Raw genomic sequence first — 23,891 nt, 5'->3', positions numbered from 1 at the left:
GTAAGTGCCGGATAAGCGCCACGCACCTGCGCCGTCCAGCAGACTTACCTCACGCCCATCCGAGGGCCGTACGTTCCCGGCATGACGACTGATCGCGCCGACACGACCGAAACCCCGACCGCGCCGGGATCCCGACGGCTTCTCGGACTCGACCTGTTCCGCACGCTCGCCATCTTCGGGATGCTCGTCGCCCATGTCGGCCCCGCCGCGTGGTCCCCCGACGGCGGCTTCGGTCGCGTGCACTGGGAGTGGGAGGTGTTCCACTCGCGGATGCCCGCGATGTTCGCCTTCGCAGCCGGACTCTCCCTCAACCTGTCCGCCCGCCGATCGGAGACCCGCGGGCGCGAAGCCACCGGCATGCTGGTTCGCGCGGCTCTCCTGCTCGGCTGCGGTCTGGCGTTGCTCGCGCTCCAGACACCCGTCGTGGTGATCCTCCCGGCGTTCGCGGTGTTCTTCGTCCTCGTCATCCCGTTCCTGCGCCTGAGCACCACGCCACTGTTGATCCTGACCGGGACCTGGGCCGTCATGGGCCCACCGCTGTCGTTCGGGCTCCGAACCCTCTGGCCTGATCGGAGCGACCTCCTGTGGGACCTCCTCATCGGCGGTGACTATCCGGCGCTGACCTGGATGCCGTTCCTGCTCGCGGGTGTCGGGGTCGGACGGCTCGACCTGGCTGCTCGAACCGTCCGCCGACGCCTCGCCCTCACCGGAGCGGTGACGGCGGCGGTCACGTACGGCGGTTCGGCTCTCGCGATGCACCTAGCAGGTCACGCTGCGATCCTCGCCGCTCTGCCCGGACGTGGAGCACCCGAGTACGCCAGACGCTTCTTCGCCGAGCACGGTGTCACCGACACCGGCTCCTGGTGGTGGCTCGTGAGTGCCGCACCGCACTCCGGGAGCTGGGGAGACGTCCTGGGCGCGCTGGGTGTCTGTCTCCTGCTGCTTGCACTCCTGCTGACGGCGGGCGATCGGGCGACCCGGAGAGGCCGGTCGAGCGCCGGTCGAGCCAGCCGTCGTGTGACGATCTGGCTCGCGACACCGGGTGCCATGGTGCTCTCGGTCTACGCGCTGCACATCCTGATGATGTGGGCGATCTCAGCCCTGACGGGCCACCGCTTCGCTCCTGCCCAACCGGCGTGGATGCTCGCCGTCTTCACGGTCACGGTCACCGGCTCGGCCGTCCTCTGGTCTCGGTTCCGTACGCAGGGGCCGCTCGAACTGCTCATGAGTCGGACGAGCCGCGCCCTCCTGCGGGCCGGACGAAGGGGAACGCGATCGACTCGCGGATCGTCGCACCGGTGAGCAACATGACGATCCGGTCGACGCCGAGGCCGAGGCCGCCGGTGGGCGGCATGCCGAGTTCCAGCGCGGTCAGGAACGACTCGTCGACCTCCATCGCCTCGGGGTCACCGCCCGCGGCCAACAACGACTGGGCGGTGAGCCTCGCGCGCTGCTCGAACGGGTCGGCGAGCTCCGTGTAGGCGGTGCCGAGCTCCATTCCGAATGCCACGAGGTCCCATCGCTCCGCCAGCCCCGGTGTACGCCGGTGGCCGCGCGTCAGTGGCGACGTGCTGGCCGGGAAGTCGATGTAGAACGTCGGAACCGTCGTCGCGGGCTCCACGAGTTCCTCGTAGAGGCGTTCGAGGAGGTGTCCCGTGTCGTCCGCGCTGCGCGGCTCGATGCCGTGCTCTCGAGTGATCCGCTCCAGCGTCGCACGGTCCGTATCGATCGTCACGGTCGTCCCGACCGCAGCTGAGACCGCATCGGACACGGTGATGACGGGCCAGTCCTGGGTGAGGTCGACGATGCTGCCGTCCGGACCGCTGATGAGCGCCGTACCGCTGACCGCCACCGCCATGCGGGTGATGAGCCGCTGCGCCAAGTGCCGCATGACCGTGTAGTCGGCGTAGGCGCGATAGGCCTCCACGGCTGTGAACTCGGGATTGTGCGTCGCATCGGCGCCTTCGTTGCGGAAGTTCCGGCCGATTTCGAACACCTGGGGGAAGCCGGCCACGATGAGACGCTTCAGCGCCAGCTCCGGCGCGATGCGCAGGGTGAGGTCCGTGCGGTAGGCGTTGATCCGTGTCCGGAAGGGACGGGCGTTCGCGCCGCCGTGGACGGTCTGCAGGATCGGGGTCTCCACTTCCAGGTAGCCGTCCTCGAGCAGCCCCGATCTGAGTGCCTGGATGGCGTGTGACCGAGCGCGGACCATCGCGGCCGCCTCGGCGTTGACCGCCAGATCGAGGTGTCGCTGTCGGATGCGGGTCTCCGGGTCGTTCAGACCATTCCTCCCGGGCAACTCGTGGAGCGATTTCGCTGCGAGCGTCCAGTCGACCGCGATGAGACTCGGCGTGCCGGTCCGGCTGCTGCCGATGGTGCCGGAGAACGAGACCACATCACCGGGTTGGCTGGCGCGAAGCGCGTTGAAGCGCGCGGTCCGGTCCGCAGTGGCCAACACCTGAATCGCCGTGTGGTCCTCCGACACGTCGAGGAAGAGTACGCCGCCGTGGTCGCGCCGACGCAGCACCCGCCCGGCGATGGACACCGCGCGCGGTGGGAGCACGCCGGACACCACGTCGGCGACGCTGTGGGTGCGGGGCACCTCCGCCGGGTAGAGGTCCTCCCCGGCCGTTTGCATGGCGATGGCCCGGTTGGCTTTGGCGAGGTGGGTGCCACGCCGCCGGACCGTCGCCGTGGCGGTGGTGGCCGGGGCACCGAGCGCGGCGACGCGCTCGGCGAAGTCCTCGGGTCGGAACGGCACCTGCCCGAGGAACTCTCGCCGGTGTCCGCGACGGTCGATGATCGAGTGTCCGAGGAAGCCCTCGGCCCGGGCGGCCGCCAGCCACACACGCCCGAGCGAGGCGCCGCGGTCGCTGAGGAGGAGCCGAGGCCGCCAATCCGGTGCGTAACGCTCGTTGGCGCGACGGAGCGAGTCGAGTTGCCAGCGGCGAGAGAGGGCCAGCAGCACGCGACGCTTCAGGCGGAGGACACGACCGGCTCCGGGGCGCTCACCTCGCACGAGGATCTCGCGGAACATGGCGAAGTTCAGCGATATCCGCGCGATCTGTCGGGATGCCGCCTCGTCGACGAGCCAGGCCACCAGGAACTCGGTCACCCCGTTGACGGCGTCCGGGCTGCGACGCATGAGATCGAGCGAGAGGCCGTCATGGTTCCACGGTACGAACACCAGAAGCGCCTTGACAGCGTCGTCTGCATCGTGGGCCGTGACAACGACCGATCGTGCGTCGCCGGCGTCGCCGAACCTGGACAGCGCCATCGAGAAGCCGCGCTCGACCTCGTCGTCACGCCACTGGTCACCGAGCTGGACGAGCTGCTCGAGTTCGGTCGCGGACAAGTCACCCTGCCGTCGCAACTGCGCCCGGTACCCCGCCTTGCGGACTCGCCGGACCGCGGCGCTCACCTGCGGATCACGCGCGAGGCGGTCGATCGACCGCTCGTCGGTGTTCAGGATCGCTTCCTCTCCCATCGAGGTGCTCTGCAGGCCGAGCCGCTCGTAGCAGCGCGCCCCACGCTCGGTCGTGGACAGGACCGCGGGGATCCACCCGTACTGGCGGGACTGATCCACGAACGCACGGGCGGCCTCCCCCCACGACGTCTCGTAGCCGATCGGGTCGCCACTGGCCAAGGCGATCCCGTCGATGACGCGGAAGGAGACGGCAGCTCGCCGGTCCTGAGAGAAGACGACGGACTTGTCGCGCCGGGTGGCGAAGTACGCGAGTGAGTCGTCAGTGCGTGACTCCGCGAGCAGTCCACGCAGGTGGACTTCTTCATCGGCATTCATCCGACGCGAGACCCGGGCCGTGCGCAACAGGATCAGGAGCGCGATCAACAGGGCAGCCCCGGAGATACTCGAGACGAGGAGCGGGACCGGTTCTCCTGGACGGGAATCCTGGTCGTGCAGCAGGGTGTCCAGCGGCTCCAGGCCGATGGACGCGCTGACCGCCCAGAGCCAGGCGTCCCGCGCGGAGGTCAGTGTCCCGGGGAGCCATTCCGCCAAGACCCCTCCCACGAGGATCGCGAGGGACAGTCCGGCGGCGAGGACCGTCCCAGCCGCACGGTGGGCTGCCGGTTGGAGGCGAGCGGAGAACTCCCGCCGCGATACGAGGAGGGCGGCGATGACGAGGAGAGCGACCACGCCTGCCACCAGGTCTGGTCCGAAGAGGTCATCGGGGACGGCCGAACCGGTTCCGGCCGCGATGAGATCCCAAACAGCGGTGAGGACATTGGGCAGCTCGAACACGGCAGTGGCGACCATCGCCGCCTTCTGACGACGCACGAGCCCGGCCCCGAGCACGAACAGTAGGACGGCGTTGAAGACGAACGGCTCGGGCGAGAGCCCGAAGACCGCCAAGTAGGAACCGGCCCAGTAGATCTCGACCGGCAACAGCAAGGGAGGTACGGACAGGAGCAGGAGCGAGCACCCGAGCAACTGCATGAACCGTCCCATCACGAGCGGCATCATGGAGCGCCTCCGGGACCCGACCGTCGCGCGTGGACCATTCGGATCGACGGCGCGTGCAGACCGTCTGGCCGCATGGACGGCCGGATCGCTCGTGATCGACCGCTTCGGTTCGGCATCGGCCGATGGCACACGTGGTTCGTCAGTGATGGTCATCGGAATCCCCTTGCATGATCGGAACGGACTGACATCGTGCGCGCTGAAGATAAGAGCCGGATAAGACTTCGTCGAATCGGTCTCGGGCGCCCGCCGCGGCCGCCTAGCGTGTGTCGGGAGGAGGCGACCGTCGCCACCAGCATCTCCCGTCGAGGAAGGACCATCCCCGTGGACGTCGACGCCCCGATCAAGCTCCCCGCCGCGCTGTCCGGCGACCTCGGCTCCGACCTGCTCGCGAGCTACTGGCCGAGCGTCATCGCGCTCCTCGTCGCTACGACGCTCATCACGGGACTCGTGTTCGTCGTCCGCGGTCGACGACGCACCGCACGGTCGAGCAAGGTGGCGACGGCTGCGTTCGGGCTTCCCGCGGTCGTGGCGGTCATCTGTGCCTTGGCGCTCGGGATCAACACGTGGGTCGGCTACTTCCCATCTGTCGCCGCGGTGCAACGGTGGCTCGACTCGACCCCGCGCGAACCGGTCGCCGCATTCCCGACGACGGCCGTCCAAGGAGGAACGATGGTCGTCCCGGACGGCGAGCATCGCGTCACCAGCGACGACCGAGGATATGCATTCCTCACCACCGTTCCGGCGGAGGCTCGATCGATGCCGGATGCCGGAGCGTGGGTGTACCTGCCGCCGGGATACGACGCCGCCGGGAACACGGCGACGTACCCGTTGGTCGTCACGCTGCATGGCGCCCCGGGCAGCGCAGCGGACTGGTTCGCCGGCGGCCGCCTCGACCAGGTGCTCGACGCGCTCATCAACGCCGGATCGATCCCACCCGTCGTGGTCGTCTCCCCCGATCTCAATGCCGGACCGGACCGCGTCGATCGTGAGCCCCTCAACCTCCCCGGGGGCCCGCAGATCGAGGATTACGTGGTGAAGGACGTCGTCGGCTGGGCGGACGCACACCTTCGTACCAAGGCGGATGCCAGGCACCGGGTGATCTCCGGGATGTCCTCCGGCGGCCTCGGCTCACTGCTGTACGGACTGCATCATCCCGAGATCTTCGGCGCCGTCGTCTCGATCATGCCCTACACCACCCCCTACACCCCGCAGGTCACGAGCGACCCGGCAGCACGCTCGGCGAACACCCCACTCGATGTCATCGCTGCGCGGCCGGCTGGAGGGGATCAGCAGTTCTTCCTCGGGCAGGGCGACGGTGAGAGGACCGAGCAGGCGACGCAGATCAGGGACGCGCTGCGTACACGCGACCACCCGGCGACACTCCGGGTGCTGCCGGGGCTCGCTCACAATTGGACCGCGGCACGGACGATCATGCCGTACGGGTTGGTCTGGGCGTCTCAGCGATTGGGCTGGGCGAAGGGGTGACCCGCGTCACCACTCGGGAGACGCGCCTGATGCCGGCGTGGGTGTCTCTGGCGGCGCGGTCCGTGGTGCGGTGATCGTGAACCTGGTACGGCCGGGGCGGCTGTCGACGTCGACGTCGAAGCCGGAGGCGGCTGCCAGAGCGCTGACGATCGCCAGTCCGAGACCGACGGTACTCGCATCCCGGGTCTTGCCACCGTTCGCCGGCCGCGCTTGCGTGAACCGATCGAACAGGGAGGGCAACGCTTCGGCTGGGATGCCGGGGCCGTCGTCCTCGACCACCATGGTGGTCGATGCGTCGTCGACGATGACGGAGACGACCACCGCTGTCCCAGGCGGTGTGTGGTGGCCGACATTGGAGACGAGGTTCAGCAGGATCCGTCGGACGGCATCCTCGTCCCCGATGATGACGGCCGGTTCCGGTGGCAACGCCAGCCGCCACCGATGGCCGGGGTGAGCAGCCCGGGCATCCGACACCGTCTCGAGGACGACCTTGGACACGTCGACCTCGTCGAGGCTGAGCGCGGGATCGGCATCGAGTTTGGCCAGGAGGAGCAACTGCTCCACGAGCTTCGTCATGCGTTCCGATTCCGCACCGATGCGGGCGAGCGCCCCGACGACCTCGCGCTGGAGGCCAGGTGTGGTGATGGTGAATTCCGCGTAGCCTCGGATCGCTGCGAGGGGGTTCCTGAGCTCGTGGCTGGCCTCCGCGACGAATCGACGCATCGACTCCTCGGTCGCATGGCGAGCGTTCAGCGAGGCCTCGACGTGGGTGAGCAGGCGGTTCAGCGCGCCGGCGACGCGTCCAGCCTCGGAATCGCGATCCTCTTCGCGGAGTGGCACTCGTTCGCCGTCGGTCACCGCTCCGGAGGACAGTGGTGTGGAGGCGACGCGGTCCGCCACGTCGACGACCCGTTCCAGTGGCGCGAGTTCACGCCGGACGAGCCGGTACCCGATGAACGCGGCGAACGTCGCCGCTGCGAGGGCGATCACGAGCTCGGCGAGGATGAACGTTCGCAGCGTCGCGTTGGCGTCGTCCAGGCCACCGCCGGTGACGAAGGTCAGTCCGGAGTCCGGGCCGTCGGCGAGGTGGAGGGTCGTGCGCAGCGACAGGAAGTCTCCGAGCCCGGGAATGCTGACCGACGTCGCCTCGTCCTCCGGGGTGGGCCGGAGGATCGCCGCCGATTCCGCCGCGGTGAGGTCCCGGGCTGAGTAGTCGGGTGCCACATAGACGGAGAAGAGCACGTCGTCTCCGTCCGCGATGACGTAGTACCCGTCCGGTGACGCGAACAGGCCGAACGGGCCGTTCAAGGACGTGAGGTCGGCAGGCGACGCGACCTCCGCCGTCACCCGTCCGATGGCGTTGTCGCTCGCGAGATACACACCGTTCTCCGCCTGCGCCAGCAGATTCTGCTGGAGGATCGAGACCGACACCACGCCGATGACGCCGACCACCGCGACGATGAGGGAGGAGACGAGCACGACGAGGTGCACACGCAGCGGGAACCGTGTTGCGCGTCGCCTCGGCCTCCACCGCCGCATCAGGCTGTGCGCTCCCGAACCGTCGGTGCCCCGCCCGAGGCGGAAGCGTCTGGTGGTCTGGTCTCCTCGGGGGCGGCCTGGAGCATGTAGCCGACGCGGCGAAGCGTGTGGATCATCGGCGCGCGTCCAGCGTCGATCTTCTTCCGCAGGTACGAGATGTACAACTCCACGATGTTCGACTCACGGCCGAAATCGTACTCCCAGACCCGATCCAGGATCTGATGTTTACTGAGGACGCGGTCGGCGTTCTCTACCAGATAGCGCAACAGCGCGAATTCGGTCGCAGTGAGGGTGATGTCCTCGCCGCCGCGGCTGACCGCGTGGCTGTCCTCGTTGAGGATGAGGTCGCCGACCGTCATCAGTGGGGAGACCGCCTGTCCGAGCATCGGACTTCGTCGTGCGAGTCCACGCAGTCGAGCCACCACCTCATCGATGCTGAACGGTTTCGTCACATAGTCGTCACCGCCGGCGGTGATCCCCGAGATCCGATCGGACACGGAACTGTTCGCCGTGAGGAACAGGACCAGGGTGTCCGGGAGGTCTTCGCGGATACGTTCCAGCACTTCGAGACCGTCCATGTCCGGCAACACGACGTCGAGGACGACCAGGTGCGGGCGGTGGTCTCTCGCCTGCGCGACCGCGGACGCACCGTCCGCCGCGACGAGCACCTTCCACCCCTGCTGACGGAGTACCGCGGAAAGGAGATGTCGCAAGTTGGCCTCATCATCCACGACGAGAACACGGATACGCGCGGAATCAGGAGAGTACGGCGTCAAGGACATGTGTGCAGCCTGCCTGGCATTCCTGTGAGCGGGATAAGGATGGCCTCACAAACCCGCGACGTGAGCTTATCGCCCACCTAACTTCCGGACATACGCTGCCGCCATGCGCCGCCATCCGTCCACGCTGCCAGCGGTCCTCCTGACCAGTGCAGCGGCCCTCTACCTCGGCCTACCGGCGGAGGCACTGCTCGGATTCCCGCTGGATCCGACGCGGTCCTACCTGTCAGAACTGGCAGCGTCGGACCAGCCCAGCTCGATGGTGTTCCGTGGATTGGACCTCCTCGCCGGCGCGCTCGTTCTCCTCGCCTGCGCGGTCATGTTCCGCCGGCTCCACACCACCTCTGACGGGCTGCGTACCGCGATGCTCGCGTCTCTCGCTCTCTTCGGCATCGGCACCATGGCCGACGTCCTGTTCCCGATGGCGTGCGCCCCATCAGCGGACGCTCGTTGTGCGGCAGCGGACGCGGCGGGGACCCTCGGCCCGGCACATCTCGTCCACACGGCGGCCAGCGCCAGCGCGCTGGCGGCTGCTTCGGCCGTAGCGGCGATCCTGCTCATCATGGTCGCCAGGGCGGCCAGGGGTTTGCCCACGGCCTTGGGACCATCACCGTCCCCCCGACGATCGGTCGCCGTCACAGTGGTGACGGTACTCGTCCTCGTCACCAGCATCACCGTCACCGCCTTGTCACTGTCCGGGTCCGCGACGGGTGTCTTGCCGGCAGGAGGCGGTGTCGTACAGCGGGTGCAGACCATGACCATCTGCCTGATGCTGACGGGAGTGCCGCACTGGCTGCGTCCTGCAAAGCGGCCGACAGCAGCAGGCCCATCCGCCGACGATTCGGTCGCCTACGTAGGATTTCTTGCCCTGACTGCTCTGACCCTCTCCGTTGCGGGTGCTGTGACCTTCCTGGCCATCCTCTTGTCCTCCGCCTGAGATCGCGGCGGTGGCGAACCGAATCATCGGGCGAAATGGCATCGCCGCTCCTCATCCGAGGATCCGCAGCCGCGAGGGGGGCACAGGCGGTTGATCTCTTGTGGTGGGCCCTGCCGGGATCGAACCGACGACATCCACGGTGTAAACGTGGCGCTCTACCAGCTGAGCTAAAGGCCCGCGATCGGATGGAACCATCCGATGCGACTCGTCGAGTCTAGCCGGAGTCGCCGTCGGAGCCGGAACGCTCCACAACCCGGGTCCGCGCGCATCCATTGCGACACCGGACGATCGGTCGGGCGCGGTGACGGTCGCTGGCCGTACGATCGAGGGGATGGATACGACGATCCCCACCCCGTACGAAGACCTCCTGCGCGACACGCTCGAGCACGGCGCCGCCAAAGGCGACCGCACCGGAACCGGCACGCGCAGTGTGTTCGGCCGCCAGCTCCGCTTCGACCTCTCCCAGGGCTTCCCGCTCATCACCACCAAGCGGGTGCACTGGAAGTCCATCGCCTACGAACTCCTCTGGTTCCTCCGCGGCGACGGCAACGTCCGCTGGCTGCAGGAACACGGCGTGTCCATCTGGGACGAATGGGCCGACGACCAAGGCGAACTCGGGCCAGTGTACGGCGTGCAGTGGCGGTCCTGGCCGACCCCCGACGGCTCGCACATCGACCAGATCTCGCAGGTCATCGACCAGCTGCGCACCGACCCGAACTCGCGCCGGATCATCGTCTCCGCTTGGAACGTCGCCGACATCCCCAACATGGCGCTCGCCCCCTGCCACGCCTTCTTCCAGTTCTACGTCGCCGACGGCAAGCTCTCGTGCCAGCTCTACCAGCGCAGCGCAGACCTCTTCCTCGGCGTCCCCTTCAACATCGCCAGCTACGCGCTCCTCACCCACCTCGTCGCGGAGCAGGTCGGCCTCGAGGTCGGCGACTTCGTGTGGACCGGCGGCGACTGCCACATCTACGACAACCACGTCGAGCAGGTGACGGAGCAGCTCACGCGCGCACCGTTCCCCTACCCACAGCTGCGCATCAACACGAAGCGCGACAGCATCTTCGCCGTGGAGTACGACGACCTGGAGATCGTCGACTACCAGCACCACCCCGCCATCCGCGCGGCCGTCGCCGTATGAGCCTGGCGCTCATCTGGGCTCAGGCCCACAACGGCGTCATCGGTGCCGACGGCGACATGCCCTGGCACGTCCCCGAGGACCTCGCGCACTTCAAGGCGCTCACCGGGTCGGACGCCGTGATCATGGGACGTCGCACCTGGGATTCACTCCCCCCGCGGTTCCGTCCGCTCCCAGGACGCCCGAACATCGTCGTCACCCGCGATCACGCCTGGTCCGCCGACGGTGCGATCGTCGCGCACTCCCTCGAGGACGCCTTGGAAGCGGCACAGCTCGCCGGTGACGGCCAGGCGTGGGTCACCGGCGGCGCGGGGCTCTTCACCGAAGCGCTCGCGCTCGCCGACAGGCTCGAGGTGACCGAACTCGACCTCGACGTCGCGGGCGACACCTTCGCGCCGATCATCGGCGAGGAGTGGGTGCCGGTCAGGATCGACCCGGCACACGGCTGGTCGGAGTCACGCACGGGTGTCCCCTACCGGTTCATCCGGTACGAGCGCGCGCCCGAGATCGCCATCACCGGCTGAGACGCCCAACGAACCGTATCGACCGGCGCGGGAGACGACTCAGGCCGGCTGACGCAGCTCTTCGAGCGCCGCTCGATAGGCCGCGAGCGAACGAGCTTCGCCCGGTGCCGTGATGAAGCTCTCACGGATGATGCCCTGCTGGTCGATGAGGAAGGTCGCGCGGTTCGCGAACCCCTTCTCCTGCAGGAACACCCCGTACTCCTTGGCGACCTGGCCGTGCGGCCAGAAGTCGGCGAGCAGCTGGAAGCCGTACTGCTCCTGCTCCGCCCACGCCCGCAGCGTGTGCTTGGAGTCGACGGAGATACCCACGAGCGTGACCTGGTCGTCCGTGAACAGGCTGAGGTTGTCGCGGAGCTCGCACAGCTCCCCCGTGCAGGTCCCCGAGAACGCCAGCGGGAAGAAGACGAGGGCGACAGCCGAACTGCCGCGGAACTGACTCAACCTGACCAGTTCGCCGAATTGGTTCGCCAGTTCGAAGTCGGGTGCCAGGGTGTCGTTCTCGAGTGCCATGAGGGTCCTTTCAGGCGGGTTCGCCTGCTCCGGATCGCCCGAGCGGTGGACGGGTCCGATCCGGTCACACATCCTAACCCCGCACCGCAGCTGCACAAACCCGGAGGGGTGCGCCGCTCGGTCACCGTTCCCTGGGGTGACCGGATAGGGTGAAAGGTGGCGCCCGCGTCCATACCCATCAGGACGCATGGAGTTCACCATCACAACCCAGGCACGATCTGCCACGAGAGAAAGGTCGACGGTGACTGTTCACGACCAGGATCCATACTCGTCCAACCACGTAGACGCCGATCCTGAGGAGACGTCCGAGTGGAATGAGTCCCTCGACGCCCTCGTCGACGAACGTGGCCGCGGGCGCGGCCGCGACATCATGCTGAGCCTCCTCAAGCGCTCGAAGGAACTGCACCTCGGTGTGCCGATGGTGCCCACCACCGACTACATCAACACCATCGCCTCGGAGAACGAGCCCGACTTCCCGGGCGACGAGGACATCGAGCGCCGCTACCGTGCCTGGATCCGCTGGAACGCGGCCATGACCGTGCACCGCGCGCAGCGCCCCGGCATCGGTGTCGGCGGACACATCTCCACCTACGCGTCTTCGGCCGCGCTCTACGAGGTCGGCTTCAACCACTTCTTCCGCGGCCAGGACGCCCCGGGCGGTGGCGACCAGATCTACATCCAGGGCCACGCCTCCCCCGGCACCTACGCCCGCGCCTTCCTCGAGGGCCGCCTCAGCACCGACCAGCTCGACGGCTTCCGCCAGGAGAAGTCGCACGCGCCGCACGGGCTCTCCTCATACCCGCACCCGCGCCTCATGCCGGACTTCTGGCAGTTCCCGACGGTCTCCATGGGTCTCGGCCCGATCAACGCGATCTACCAGGCGCACCTCGCCAAGTACGTCACGAACCGTGGCATCAAGGACGCCAGCGACCAGCAGGTCTGGGCCTTCCTCGGCGACGGCGAGATGGATGAGGTCGAGAGCCGCGGTCAGCTCCAGGTCGCGGCGAACGAGGGCCTCGACAACCTCAACTTCGTGATCAACTGCAACCTGCAGCGCCTCGACGGCCCCGTCCGAGGGAACGGCAAGATCATCCAGGAGCTCGAGAGCTTCTTCCGCGGTGCCGGCTGGAACGTCATCAAGGTCATCTGGGGCCGCGAATGGGACGACCTCCTCAACCGCGACACCGACGGCGCACTCCTCAACCTCATGAACGTCACGCCCGACGGCGACTTCCAGACGTACAAGACGGAAGACGGCGCCTACGTCCGCGAGAACTTCTTCGGCCGCGACGAGCGCGCCCTGAAGCTCGTCGAGGGCTACAGCGACGACCAGGTCTGGAACCTCAAGCGCGGCGGACACGACTACCGCAAGGTCTACGCGGCGTTCAAGGCGGCGAGCGAGCACAAGGGCCAGCCGACGGTCATCCTCGCGCACACCATCAAGGGCTACGGCCTCGGCCCGAGCTTCGAGGGCCGCAACGCGACCCACCAGATGAAGAAGATGACGCTCGACAACCTGAAGACCTTCAGGGACACCATGCGCATCCCGATCACCGACTCGCAGCTCGAGGAGAACCCCTACCTCCCGCCGTACTACCACCCGGGCGAGGACGACGAGGCGATCCAGTACCTGCACGAGCGTCGCCGCGCGCTCGGCGGCTACGTCCCCGAGCGTCGCAGCAAGTACACGCAGCTGAACCTGCCCGACGACTCCGCCTACGCGGCGGCGAAGAAGGGCTCCGGCACGCAGGAGATCGCCACCACCATGGCGTTCGTCCGACTGCTGAAGGACCTCCTCCGCGCCAAGGACTTCGGCAACCGGATCGTCCCGATCATCCCCGACGAGGCACGCACCTTCGGCATGGACGCGTTCTTCCCGAGCGCGAAGATCTACAACCCGAACGGTCAGCACTACACCTCGGTGGACCGCGAACTGCTCCTCGCCTACAAGGAGAGCCCGCAGGGTCAGATCGTGCACGTCGGTATCAACGAGGCGGGTGCCATCGCGGCCTTCTCGGCGATCGGAACCTCGTACTCGGTGCAGGGCGAACCGCTCATCCCGGTCTACGTCTTCTACTCGATGTTCGGTTTCCAGCGCACCGCAGACGCCATCTGGGCAGCCGGCGACCAGATGACCCGCGGCTTCATGATCGGCGCGACCGCCGGTCGCACGACGCTCACGGGTGAGGGCCTCCAGCACGCCGACGGCCACTCGCTGCTCCTCTCCTCCTCGAACCCCGCGGTCGTGAGCTACGACCCGGCCTACGGCTACGAGATCGCGCACATCGTGCGGAGCGGTATCGAGCGCATGTACGGCGGCGAGCACCAGGACCCGAACGTCATGTACTACCTCACGGTGTACAACGAGCCGCTCGTCCAGCCGGTCGAGCCCGAGGGTGTCGACGTCGACGGCATCGTGCGCGGCATCCACCGCATCAGCACGAGCGACAAGCAGGGCCCGAAGGCCCAGCTCATGGCCTCCGGTGTCGCGGTCCCGTGGGCGATCGAGGCGCAGCAGCTGCTCGCCGACGACTGGGGCGTCTCCGCAGACGTCTGGAGCGTCACGAGCTGGACCGAGCTCCGTCGCGACGGTCTCGCCGCCGACCAGCACAACTTCCTGCACCCGCAGGAGGAGCGTCGTGTGCCCTACGTCACGGAGAAGCTGAGCGGTGCCGCAGGCCCGTTCGTCGCCGTGACCGACCACATGCACGCCGTGCCGGACCAGATCCGTCAGTTCGTGCCGGGTGACTTCGCGACGCTGGGGGCCGACGACTTCGGCTTCTCCGACACGCGCGCCGCTGCCCGTCGCTTCTTCAAGATCGACGGCCCGTCGCTCGTCGTCCGCACCCTCCAGCAGCTCGCTGCTCGGGGTGAGGTCGATGCGAGCCTCCCGCAGCAGGCGATCGACCGCTACCGCCTCCACGACGTGAACGCCGGCAACACCGGCAACGCGGGTGGCGAGAGCTGATTCCATCGCTACCACGGTGACGAAGACGAAGACGAAGGCCGAGACACTCGACTGGCTCCGCCGGATCTCGGGTGAGCTCGCGACCGCGACGCTCAAACGCCTCGAGGACACCCTTCCCTGGTACGCCGAGATGCCACCAGGCCGCCGCTCAGCGGTCGGCCTGGTGGCTCAGGCGGGCATCAGTTCGTTCATCTCGTGGTTCGACGATCCCCGGTCGACGCCGTGGATCGCCGCCGACGTGTTCGGGGCGGCTCCTCGCGAGCTGCTCCGTTCCGTCAGCCTGCAGCAGACGCTGCAACTCATCAAGGTCACCGTCGAGGTCGTCGAGGAGCGCGTCGCGTCCGGGAGCGTCGACCTCCGCGAGGCGATCCTCCTCTACTCGCGCGACATCGCGTTCGCCTCGGCCGATGTGTACGCCCGTGCGGCAGAAGCCCGCGGACTCTGGGACGCCCGCCTCGAGGCCCTCGTCGTCGACTCGATCCTCAGTGGCGAGGCCGACGACGAGTTGCCCAGCCGGATCGCCGCCCTCGGGTGGCACGGTCACGGGGAGGCCTGCGTCCTGGTCGGGACGACCCCACGGGTGCTCGATGTCGACATGCTCCGCCGGACCGCCCGACACCTCGACGCCGACGTCCTCATCGGCGTCCAGGGCAACCGGCTCGTGCTCGTCCTCGGTCGCGCCGAGCTGCCCAGCACCGATCCAGGAGACGGTGAGCCCGTCGACGAGGCGGAACAGGCGGCCGCAGACGCCCGCACGAGCTCACAACTCACCTTCCTCGACATCGCCGCCAAGCTCGAGCACGGGTTCGGTCCGGGGCACCTGGTGCTCGGTCACGCCGTGCCCTCCCTCATCGAGGCGTCACGCAGCGCGAAGGCCGCCCTCGCCGGGTTCGCCGTGGCGAAGTCCTGGCGTCACGCACCTCGACCGGTCGCGGCGGACGACCTCCTTCCGGAGCGCGCCCTCGCCGGCGACAACCTCGCGAAGACCACGCTCATCGAGCGGGTCTACCGCCCGCTCAAGGACTACTCCGGCGAGCTCGTGACGACGCTCTGGTGCTACCTCGACAACGGCCGCTCGCTCGAAGCGACGGCGCGCGAGCTGTTCGTGCACCCCAACACGGTCCGGTACCGCCTCAAGCGGGTCTCCGAGGTCATCGGCTGGGACGCGACGGGTGCCCGCGAGTCGCTCATCCTGCAGGCGGCCCTCATCCTCGGTGCCATCGCTGAGCCTGAGCCGTCCCGACGTCGGCTGACCTCCTGACGCTCGCTGGGCCGTTCGACCGGTCCGTGTTGTGGAGTCCACACAACACATTTTCCAAAGGTTCGTGGTGTTGCTCCACTGCTCGGCGTCCTCCGGTTGGCAGACTAGAGCGGTGATCGTCATCGCCTGCCCTGGACAGGGCTCCCAAACCCCCGGCTTCCTCGACCCCTGGTTGCAGGACGCCTCCGCGAAGGACGCGCTCGCGCGCTTCTCCGACGAAGCCGGACTCGACCTCGTCAAGCACGGCACCGTCTCCGACGCCGACACCATCCGCGACACCGCGGTGGCTCAGCCACTCATCGTCGCGGCCGGCATCGTCGCCTTGGACGCCCTGCGGAAGGCCCTCCCCACCGACGCCGCGCCGTTCGGCGGCATCGCCGGACACTCCGTCGGCGAGATCACCGCGGCCTACGGCGCCGGCATCCTCTCGGACAGCGACGCGATGAGCTTCGTGAGCGAACGCGCCGTGGCCATGGCCGAAGCCGCAGCCACCACCCCGACGGGCATGAGTGCCGTCCTCGGTGGCGACCAGGACGCCGTCGTCGCGCACGTCCGTTCCTTCGGGCTGGAGCCCGCCAACTACAACGGCGGCGGCCAGATCGTCGTCGCCGGCGCGCACGACGCCCTCGCCCGCCTCGCCGACGAGCCACTGAAGGGCACTCGGGTGATCCCGCTGCAGGTCGCAGGCGCCTTCCACACGAGCTACATGCAGTCGGCCCGCGACTGGCTGGCCGGCGCCAGCCGCACGGTCGAGCCCCAGGACCCGACGCTGCGCATCTGGACGAACCACGACGGCACCGAGGTCACCTCGGGTACGGCGTTCTTCGACCTCCTCATCGGTCAGGTCGCCTCCCCGGTACGCTGGGACCTGTGCATGGACGCGTTCAGCGCCTCAGGGATCACCGGACTCATCGAGCTCGCCCCCGCCGGGGCGCTCACCGGACTCGCACGTCGCGGCCTGAAGGGCGTGCCGACGGTCGCCATCAAGACCCCCGACGACCTGCCGGCAGCCCTCGACCTCATCGCCCAGCAGTAGCGCAGACGGAGAACCAGTCAATGACCACCCCCACCCTCAAGCAGTCGCGCGGTCCCGAGTTCACCCGCATCCTCGGCCTCGGCGCAGCTCGCGGAGACCTCAGCGTCCCGAACGACGACCTCGTCGGTCCGATCAACTCGTCCGACGAGTGGATCCAGCAGCGCACCGGCATCGTCACCCGCACGCGGGCGTCGGCCGACGTCAGCGCCGTGGACCTCGCAGCCGAAGCCGGTGCGGAGGCCATCGCAGCCGCGGGCATCTCGGCCGAGCAGGTCGATCTCGTCCTCATCGCGACGATCAGCAACGTCCAGCAGTCCCCGTCGATGGCGGCCGTCGTGGCCGACCGCGTCGGAGCGAACCCTGCTGCCGCCTACGACCTCAACGCCGCGTGTGCCGGATACGCCTACGCGATCGCCCAGGCCGACGCGCTCATCCGATCGGGCGCGGCCCACTACGCGCTCGTCATCGGCGCCGAGAAGCTGTCCGACATCGTCGATCCGACCGACCGGTCGATCTCGTTCCTCCTCGGCGACGGAGCAGGCGCGGCCGTCGTCGGGCCGAGCGACTTCCCCGGCATCTCCCCCACCGTGTGGGGATCCGACGGCTCGAAGGCCGACGCCGTCGGCATGAGCGGCACGCTCACCGAGTTCCGCGACGGCACCGCCGCCTGGCCGACCCTGCGCCAGGAGGGCCAGACGGTCTTCCGGTGGGCGGTCTGGGAGATGGCCAAGGTCGCCAAGCAGGCCCTGGAGGAAGCGGGCGTCGAAGCCTCCGATCTCGCAGCCTTCATCCCCCACCAGGCCAACATGCGCATCGTCGACGAGTTCGCCAAGCAGCTCAAGCTGCCGGAGACCGTCGTCATCGCGCGCGACATCGAGACCACCGGCAACACCTCGGCGGCATCCATCCCGCTCGCCACCCACCGGCTCCTCCAGGGGCACCCCGAGCTCAGCGGCGGCCTCGCCCTGCAGATCGGGTTCGGTGCCGGACTGGTCTTCGGCGCTCAGGTCGTCGTCCTGCCGTAGCAGGACGCCCGACGCGACTACACTCGACTACGGTCAAACCTCACCCAAGGAGTAGAACAATGGCACTGTCCACCGAAGAAGTCCTCGCCGGCCTGGCCGAGCTGATCAACGACGAGACCGGCATCGCGACCGACACCGTCGAGCTGGACAAGTCGTTCACAGACGACCTCGACATCGACTCGATCTCCATGATGACCATCGTCGTCAACGCGGAGGAGAAGTTCGACGTGAAGATCCCGGACGAAGAGGTCAAGAACCTGAAGACCGTCGGCGACGCCGTCGACTTCATCGTCAAGGCTCAGGGCTAGTCCCAGCGCAGTGCTGAAGGGTCGGCCGGCAGTTGGCCGACCGGCCCTTCAGCGTTCGAGGCGGCTCGTCCGTCCGGACACGGGCTCGACCGCCGCAGGGCTCGGACCCCCTCGTCGTCTCCACAGAAGGTTTGACTGAATGACCACCAAACGCATCGTCATCACCGGCATCGGTGCCACCACTCCCCTCGGCGGCAACGCCACCGACTCCTGGGACAACCTCCTCGCCGGCAAGAGCGGTGCGAGCCGTCTCGAGCAGCCGTGGGCTGAGGAGCTCGAGCTGCCCGTACGCTTCGCCGCACAGGCCGCCGTCCCCACCGCGGAAATCCTCGACCGTCGTGAGGTCAAGCGCCTCGACCCGTCGAGCCAGTTCGCCCTGATCGCCGCGCGCGAGGCCTGGCAGGACGCCGGCGCCCCCGAGGTCGACCCGGAGCGACTCCTCGTCGACTGGGCCACCGGCATCGGCGGCGTGTGGACGCTCCTCGACGCCTGGGACACCCTGCGCGAGAAGGGCCCCCGCCGCGTCCTCCCCATGACCGTCCCGATGCTCATGCCGAACGGCCCGGCGGCGGCGATCGGCATGGACCTCGGTGCCCGAGGCGGAGAGCGCACCGTCGTCTCGGCCTGCGCCTCCAGCACCGAGTCGCTCGCCAACGCCTACGACCACCTCCAGGCCGGCCTCGCCGACATCGTCGTGGCCGGTGGCTCCGAAGCCGCCATCCACCCGCTCCCGCTCGCGTCCTTCGCAGCGATGCAGGCGTTGTCCAAGCGCAACGACGACCCCGCCATCGCCTCGCGTCCCTACGACGTCGACCGCGACGGCTTCGTCCTCGGTGAGGGCGCGGCAGCACTCATCGTCGAGACAGAGGAGCACGCCAAGGCCCGTGGCGCCCGCATCTACGCCGAGCTCCTCGGTGGTGCGGTGACGAGCGACGCGTACCACATCACCGCTCCCGACCCCGAGGGTTCGGCTGCGGCCCGCGCCATGCGTGCGGCCGTCGAGAACGGCGGCGCGTCGCTCGACGACGTCGTGCACGTCAACGCACACGCCACGAGCACGCCTGTCGGCGACATCGCGGAGTACAACGCGCTGCGTCGGGTCTTCGGTGCCCACCTCGACGACATCGCCGTGACGGCGACCAAGGCCTCGACCGGCCACCTCCTCGGCGGCGCGGGTGCCATCGAAGCGGCCTACACGGCGCTCGCCCTGCACCACCGGGTCATCCCACCGACCATCAACCTCGACAACCAGGACCCGGAGATCCCGCTCGACGTCGTCACGACGCCGCGTGAGCTCGGGTCCGGCGACCTGCTCGCCATCAGCAACTCGTTCGGGTTCGGCGGCCACAACGCGGTCGTCGCGTTCCGGAGCTACTGAGCCGTCCGCGACGGAGACGACGACGGGTCGTGGTGCATGCACCACGACCCGTCGTCGTCTACTGACCAGGGTGCCGCCGTTTCGTCACCTCGTGTCTGCCGGGAGTGTCACCGACCTCGCACGGTCCACGCCACGTGGGCACCCTGTCGTCTGTGCAGTTGTCTCGCGTGCGCGGTGCCGCCGCGCCGGCGGGGCCGGATCAGCCCACGTTGTGCAGCCAGATGACGGAGGACCCGTCGCCGGCGTGACGGAACGGCTCGAGTTCGTCGTCCCACGGCTGGCCGAGCGCGACGCGGAGTTCGCGCTGGAGTTCGGCGGCGTTCCCGGCGCCGACCTCCATGGCGTACCGGATGCGATCCTCCGGGACGACCACGTTGCCGATGCTGTCGGTCTGCGCGTAGAAGATCCCGAGGTCGGGCGTGTGCATCCAACGGGCACCGTCGACGCCCTGGGCCGGGTCTTCGCTCACCTCGTAGCGGAGGTGCTCCCAGCCGCGCAGGGCTGAGGCGAGTGCGGCTCCGGTGCCGTGCGGGCCTTCCCAGAAGACCTCGGCACGCTGCGCACCGCGGAGGATCGGCTGGTCTTCCCAGTCGAAACTGATGGCACGACCAAGAGCGCGACCTGCCGCCCATTCGAGGTGCGGGCAGAGCGCGCGAGGCGACGAGTGCACGAACAGCACACCCTTCGTCATCGGTGTCGACATGATTCCTCCACTGCGTCCGGGTGCGTCTTCCCCAACGACCCATGCAGTGTGATCCATGTCGGTGTCCGGCTGACCGGACCTCCGTGTATGCAGTTGTTCGACTCGCGCCGATACGAGCATTATGCCCCATGACCTGGAGGAATGACAACCGTGTCGTTCCCAGTACGCTGGATCGGGAGCCGGCCCGGACCGAGGGCCATCCAGGATGGAGCGGTGATGCACGAGGCCCTGGCGATCGACATCGGCGGCACGAAGGTCGAAGCGGCCGTCGTCGACGCCGAGGGACGAATCATGCCCGGTACTCGGTTCCGCGGTCCGACGGGCGCCGCGGCCACCCGCGAGGAGCTCGCGGCGTCGATCCTCCGAACCGCCGAACGGAGCGTCTCGGCCCATGGCGGGCCGGTGTCCGGAGTCGGGATCGGTTCGGCCGGCCCCATCGGCAGGACCCACGGCACCGTCTCGCCGATCAACCTCCCCCGACTCGCCGACTTCCCCGTCGTGGCGGAGGTCCGGCGCTTCACGTCCGGTCCGGTGGAACTCCGACTCGACGGCACCTGCATCGCCCTGGCCGAGCACTGGCAGGGCGCACTCCGCGGAACCGAGAACAGTATGGGCATCGTCGTCTCCACCGGGATCGGTGGCGGGATCATCCTCGGATCCCGACTCGTCCCCGGCACCTCGGGCAACGCCGGCCACCTCGGACAGATGCAGCTCCGCCGACGCGAGCCGGATGCCGTCGGGACACCCTGGACGTTGGAAGGCATCGCGTCAGGGACCGCGACGGTCGCCTGGGCGCGCGCCCAGGGATGGACCGGCGCGACGGGCGAACAGCTCGGGGCCGACTACGCGGCGGGAACGGAGATCGCGATCCGCGCCGTCCGACGTTCCGCCGAGGCCGTCGGCGAAGCCCTTTGCAGCATCACCACCCTGCTCGACCTGGAACGCGTCGCGATCGGCGGCGGCTTCTCGCGGGTCTCCGCCGACTACCTCGACCTCGTCCAAGAGGCTGCGACCGCGGCTGCGCTGCACGCCTACGCCCGTGAGCTGCGCGTGGTCCCGGCCGGGCTCGACGCCGACGGGCCGCTCATCGGCGCTGCCGCCCTCGTCCTCGCGGACTGAACGCGCACGTCCCGATCCGGAACGCCACCGGTCCCCGAGCCGCCCCATCCCGGTCCCTGAGTAACCCCGCACCGGTCCCTGAGCAACCGCGCACCGGTCCCTGAGCCTGTCGAAGGGCCCCTTCGACAAGCTCATGGACCGGATATCGGTAGGGCGGGTGGGACTTGAACCCACGCATCGTTCGGTTATGAGCCGAATGCCTTCACCAGCTTGGCTACCGCCCCGCGCGGAACCCAGTGTACCGAGTGGCCCGCCGGGCGGGAGTCAGTCCGCGGATTCCTGGCGGTCTGCGGTCGCCGTGTGACGCTCGGTCGTCGGGTCGACGACCTGCTCGCCGCGGTAGAGCGCTTCGAAGGTGTCGAGCGTGCGCTCGATGTCGTGTGCGGAGACGAGCTCCAACGATGCGTCCTGCATCCGGCGGTACTCCTCGGGCGAGGCGCTGAGTACCGTGGCGAGCCGCTCGGCCAGGGCGTCGACGTTGCCCGGCTCGAACAGGTACCCATTGACCTGATCGTGCACGAGGTGGGGCAGCGCCATGGCGTCGGCCGCGACCACCGGGAGACCGGAGGCCATGGCCTCCATCGTCGCGATGCTCTGCAGCTCGGCGATGGACGGCATCGCGAAGACGGTGGCGTTCGTGTAGGCCTGCTTCACCTCATCGTCGGACACCTTGCCGAGGAATCGGACGCGGTCACCGATGCCGAGCTGCTGGGTCAGCTGCTCGAGGTTCTTCGCCTGGTCGCCGCCACCGATGACGTCGACGTGGGCGTCGAGTTCCTTCGGGAGTTTCGTGAGCGCGCGCAGGAGCACGTCGATCTGCTTCTCGCTCGTGATGCGACCCACGAAGAGGATGGTGTTCCGCTTCCGCGGTTCGAACGACGGCGTGTACTGTCCGGCCTCGATCCCGCAGGAGATCGCGTGCACACCGGTCAGGCCCGTGAACTGCTCCAGGAAGTCGGCGGCCTTGCGCGTCGGGGTCGTCACGGCGAAGGCACGATCGAACACGCGACGGGCGGCAGCCCACTGCGTCCGGACGAGCCACTCCTGGGTGCGCTTGGGGATGACGGTGAAGTCGAGGATGTTGTCGGGCATGATGTGGTTCGTCGCCACCATGCGGATGCCTCGTTGCTCGGCCTCGATCGAGAGACCACGGCCGACCACGATGTGCGACTGCAGGTGCACGACGTCGGGCTTGACGCGGTCGAGGATCTTCCGGGCGTTCCGTCGCATCGACCACGGCATCGCGAAGCGCAGCCAGTCGTGCGGGTACCACCGGAGACTGAAGAGGCGGTGCGCCGTCATCGTCTGACCCTCGTGGGTCTCCTTCCACGTGCCGAACTTGCGCGAGCCCGCGGGCGCCACGATGTGGACGTCGTGGCCTCGGCGGACGAGTCCGGCCGCGAGGCGCTCGGCGAAGCGTGCGGCGCCGTTCACGTCGGGCGAGAAGGTGTCGGCGCCGATGACCACCCGCAGCGGCTTGTGGGTGTCGGGGGTCGGCGTCGTGCTGGACGCTTTCGCGAGGTGCTGGTCGTCGGGAGAAGTCAAGGTATCGGTGATTCCTCTGTGCTTGGCCAGTGATGTGAGGGGGTGCGGGCGGTCGCTCACGACCCTGATGCGGCGCGGAACGCCATGCTCAAGCATACCTGCAGCCCGTTCGGGCTCCAGGGCTCAGGCGGGCGCGTCGCCGGTCGCGAGGGCCTTCGCAGCTGCTGCGGCCGCCGGCGTCTGGCTCACCTGCGGGTGATGGCGAGCGAGCTGGAAGACGCCCCACACGGCGATCGCGCCGGCCACGACGAAGCCGAAGCCCGCCCAGAACGGTGCGTTGCTCGCCTCCCCCAGCACGATGATGCCGATGCCGACGGCGATCATCGGGTCGATGACCGTCAGACCCGCGATGACGAGGTCGGGAGGTCCCGAGGAGTAGGCGGTCTGCACGAAGTAGCCGCCGAGCGCACTCGCGGCGACGAGGCCGAGCCCGCAGAGGACCGTGAGCCAGTCGAACTCGCCCTGCTGCAGCCGTCCGATGATGACCTTGGCGAGCGTCGCGACGAAGCCGTAGAGCACGCCGGTCCCGACGATGTAGAAGATGGCCGTGAAGCGGGAGCGGAACACCATGAAGCCGAGCCCGAACACCAGGAGTACGACGCCGAGCATCACCAGGATCGTGACGAGCTCGGCCTCGGTGATCCGGTGCTCGCCCGTGAAGACCGCGGCGATCGTCACGAACAGGCCGACGCCGCCGACGCAGGCGACGATCGCGACGACCGATCGACGGTTCAACCGGACACCGCTGATCCTGCTGTTCACCACCGCCGTGATGACGAGCGCGACCGCGCCCAACGGCTGGACGAGGGTGATCGGCGCGAGGGACAGGCTGCCGAGCTGGAGCACGATCGCGAGCCCGAGCATCACCGTTCCGGTCACCCAGGACGGCCGACTGAGCAGCGCCAGGAGCTGGGCGACGTTGAGCCCTGAGGTCGCGTCGGTGCCGCTCGACGACTCGACCTTCGCCACGCCCCGATGCTGCAATTGCGCCCCGAGCGAGAGGAAGACCGCGCCGAGGAGTGCGAACGGGATGCCGAGCAGCTGGGAGGGGTTCCGGGTGAAGTCGTCCGCGAGGTCGGCGATGTCGATGGCGGAGGGGATCACCCGTCGAGGGTACCCCGCAGCCCCGCCGATCCCGGCGCGGCAGGCCGAG

19 protein-coding genes and 2 tRNA genes are annotated in these 23,891 nt (G+C 68.6%); 12 read left to right on the top strand and 9 right to left on the bottom strand.

Annotated features, from left to right (window positions below; translation table 11 throughout):
- The first annotated feature begins 81 nt into the window (after positions 1-81).
- Positions 82-1,302: a heparan-alpha-glucosaminide N-acetyltransferase domain-containing protein gene (locus tag A4X17_RS00235; protein WP_064293664.1), complete on the top strand. Its 1,221-nt coding sequence runs from the start codon at positions 82-84 to the stop codon at positions 1,300-1,302.
- On the opposite strand, the gene lysX is transcribed toward A4X17_RS00235, so the two are convergent.
- The gene (gene lysX / locus A4X17_RS00230; RefSeq protein ID WP_064293663.1) at positions 1,223-4,636 is read right to left on the bottom strand and encodes a bifunctional lysylphosphatidylglycerol synthetase/lysine--tRNA ligase LysX; all 3,414 of its coding nucleotides are present in this window, start codon (positions 4,634-4,636) and stop codon (positions 1,223-1,225) included. The two genes, A4X17_RS00235 and lysX, sit on opposite strands and share 80 nt — an antisense overlap.
- A 168-nt stretch (positions 4,637-4,804) precedes the next feature.
- On the opposite strand from lysX, the gene A4X17_RS00225 reads away from it, so the two are divergent.
- A complete protein-coding gene (locus tag A4X17_RS00225) occupies positions 4,805-5,968 on the top strand; it encodes an esterase family protein (RefSeq protein WP_064293662.1) in 1,164 nt (387 codons plus the stop codon).
- Positions 5,969-5,974: 6 nt separating this feature from the next.
- On the opposite strand, the gene A4X17_RS00220 is transcribed toward A4X17_RS00225, so the two are convergent.
- Together A4X17_RS00220 and A4X17_RS00215 are read right to left on the bottom strand one after the other, a co-directional pair.
- The gene (locus A4X17_RS00220) at positions 5,975-7,459 is read right to left on the bottom strand and encodes a cell wall metabolism sensor histidine kinase WalK (RefSeq protein WP_064293661.1); all 1,485 of its coding nucleotides are present in this window, start codon (positions 7,457-7,459) and stop codon (positions 5,975-5,977) included.
- Between the two features lie 47 nt (positions 7,460-7,506).
- Entirely contained in the window at positions 7,507-8,289 is a 783-nt protein-coding gene (locus tag A4X17_RS00215; RefSeq protein ID WP_082915805.1) for a response regulator transcription factor, read from the bottom strand.
- 103 nt (positions 8,290-8,392) lie between these two features.
- Here A4X17_RS00215 and A4X17_RS00210 point away from each other — a divergent pair, with 103 nt between their 5' ends.
- Entirely contained in the window at positions 8,393-9,223 is an 831-nt protein-coding gene (locus A4X17_RS00210) for a DUF998 domain-containing protein (RefSeq protein WP_064293659.1), read from the top strand.
- A gap of 101 nt (positions 9,224-9,324) precedes the next feature.
- Here the strand turns inward: A4X17_RS00210 and A4X17_RS00205 are convergent.
- Positions 9,325-9,400, bottom strand: a tRNA-Val gene (locus A4X17_RS00205).
- Positions 9,401-9,554: 154 nt separating this feature from the next.
- Here A4X17_RS00205 and A4X17_RS00200 point away from each other — a divergent pair.
- Together A4X17_RS00200 and A4X17_RS00195 are read left to right on the top strand one after the other, a co-directional pair.
- A complete protein-coding gene (locus tag A4X17_RS00200; RefSeq protein ID WP_064293658.1) occupies positions 9,555-10,364 on the top strand; it encodes a thymidylate synthase in 810 nt (269 codons plus the stop codon).
- A complete protein-coding gene (locus tag A4X17_RS00195) occupies positions 10,361-10,885 on the top strand; it encodes a dihydrofolate reductase (RefSeq protein ID WP_064293657.1) in 525 nt (174 codons plus the stop codon). The genes A4X17_RS00200 and A4X17_RS00195 overlap by 4 nt, the downstream gene beginning before the upstream one ends.
- Before the next feature lie 39 nt (positions 10,886-10,924).
- Here the strand turns inward: A4X17_RS00195 and A4X17_RS00190 are convergent, their stop codons facing one another.
- A complete protein-coding gene (locus A4X17_RS00190; RefSeq protein ID WP_064293656.1) occupies positions 10,925-11,395 on the bottom strand; it encodes a peroxiredoxin in 471 nt (156 codons plus the stop codon).
- Between the two features lie 241 nt (positions 11,396-11,636).
- On the opposite strand from A4X17_RS00190, the gene aceE reads away from it, so the two are divergent.
- The 6 genes from aceE (at position 11,637) to A4X17_RS00160 (ending at position 19,371) form a co-directional block, all read left to right on the top strand.
- The gene (aceE, locus tag A4X17_RS00185; protein WP_064293655.1) at positions 11,637-14,363 is read left to right on the top strand and encodes a pyruvate dehydrogenase (acetyl-transferring), homodimeric type; all 2,727 of its coding nucleotides are present in this window, start codon (positions 11,637-11,639) and stop codon (positions 14,361-14,363) included.
- A gap of 16 nt (positions 14,364-14,379) precedes the next feature.
- Entirely contained in the window at positions 14,380-15,624 is a 1,245-nt protein-coding gene (locus A4X17_RS00180) for a CdaR family transcriptional regulator (protein WP_197478985.1), read from the top strand.
- Between the two features lie 112 nt (positions 15,625-15,736).
- Positions 15,737-16,660, top strand: a complete 924-nt coding sequence (locus A4X17_RS00175; RefSeq protein WP_064293653.1) for an ACP S-malonyltransferase — start codon at positions 15,737-15,739, stop codon at positions 16,658-16,660.
- 20 nt (positions 16,661-16,680) lie between these two features.
- Entirely contained in the window at positions 16,681-17,685 is a 1,005-nt protein-coding gene (locus A4X17_RS00170; protein ID WP_064293652.1) for a beta-ketoacyl-ACP synthase III, read from the top strand.
- Between the two features lie 59 nt (positions 17,686-17,744).
- A complete protein-coding gene (locus tag A4X17_RS00165) occupies positions 17,745-17,993 on the top strand; it encodes an acyl carrier protein (protein WP_056006457.1) in 249 nt (82 codons plus the stop codon).
- A 139-nt stretch (positions 17,994-18,132) separates the two neighbouring features.
- Positions 18,133-19,371: a beta-ketoacyl synthase gene (locus A4X17_RS00160; protein WP_064293651.1), complete on the top strand. Its 1,239-nt coding sequence runs from the start codon at positions 18,133-18,135 to the stop codon at positions 19,369-19,371.
- A 199-nt stretch (positions 19,372-19,570) separates the two neighbouring features.
- Here A4X17_RS00160 and A4X17_RS00155 read toward each other — a convergent pair whose 3' ends face one another.
- The gene (locus A4X17_RS00155) at positions 19,571-20,074 is read right to left on the bottom strand and encodes a DUF3145 domain-containing protein (RefSeq protein ID WP_064293650.1); all 504 of its coding nucleotides are present in this window, start codon (positions 20,072-20,074) and stop codon (positions 19,571-19,573) included.
- A gap of 216 nt (positions 20,075-20,290) precedes the next feature.
- Between A4X17_RS00155 and A4X17_RS00150 the strand changes: the two genes are divergently transcribed.
- A complete protein-coding gene (locus tag A4X17_RS00150) occupies positions 20,291-21,193 on the top strand; it encodes an ROK family protein (RefSeq protein ID WP_064293649.1) in 903 nt (300 codons plus the stop codon).
- Between the two features lie 149 nt (positions 21,194-21,342).
- Here A4X17_RS00150 and A4X17_RS00145 read toward each other — a convergent pair.
- The 3 genes from A4X17_RS00145 to A4X17_RS00135 form a co-directional block, all read right to left on the bottom strand.
- A tRNA-Ile gene (locus tag A4X17_RS00145) sits at positions 21,343-21,417 on the bottom strand.
- A gap of 40 nt (positions 21,418-21,457) precedes the next feature.
- The gene (locus tag A4X17_RS00140) at positions 21,458-22,738 is read right to left on the bottom strand and encodes a glycosyltransferase (RefSeq protein WP_369808434.1); all 1,281 of its coding nucleotides are present in this window, start codon (positions 22,736-22,738) and stop codon (positions 21,458-21,460) included.
- Positions 22,739-22,861: 123 nt separating this feature from the next.
- The gene (locus A4X17_RS00135) at positions 22,862-23,842 is read right to left on the bottom strand and encodes a DMT family transporter (RefSeq protein ID WP_064293648.1); all 981 of its coding nucleotides are present in this window, start codon (positions 23,840-23,842) and stop codon (positions 22,862-22,864) included.
- Positions 23,843-23,891: the final 49 nt, after the last annotated feature.

Origin of the sequence: Plantibacter sp. H53, from assembly GCF_001650455.1 — a bacterium.
Classification (GTDB): Bacteria; Actinomycetota; Actinomycetes; order Actinomycetales; family Microbacteriaceae; genus Plantibacter; species Plantibacter flavus_A.
Note: the sequence above shows the minus strand (reverse complement) of the source record. Positions and strands in the feature narration are given on the sequence as shown.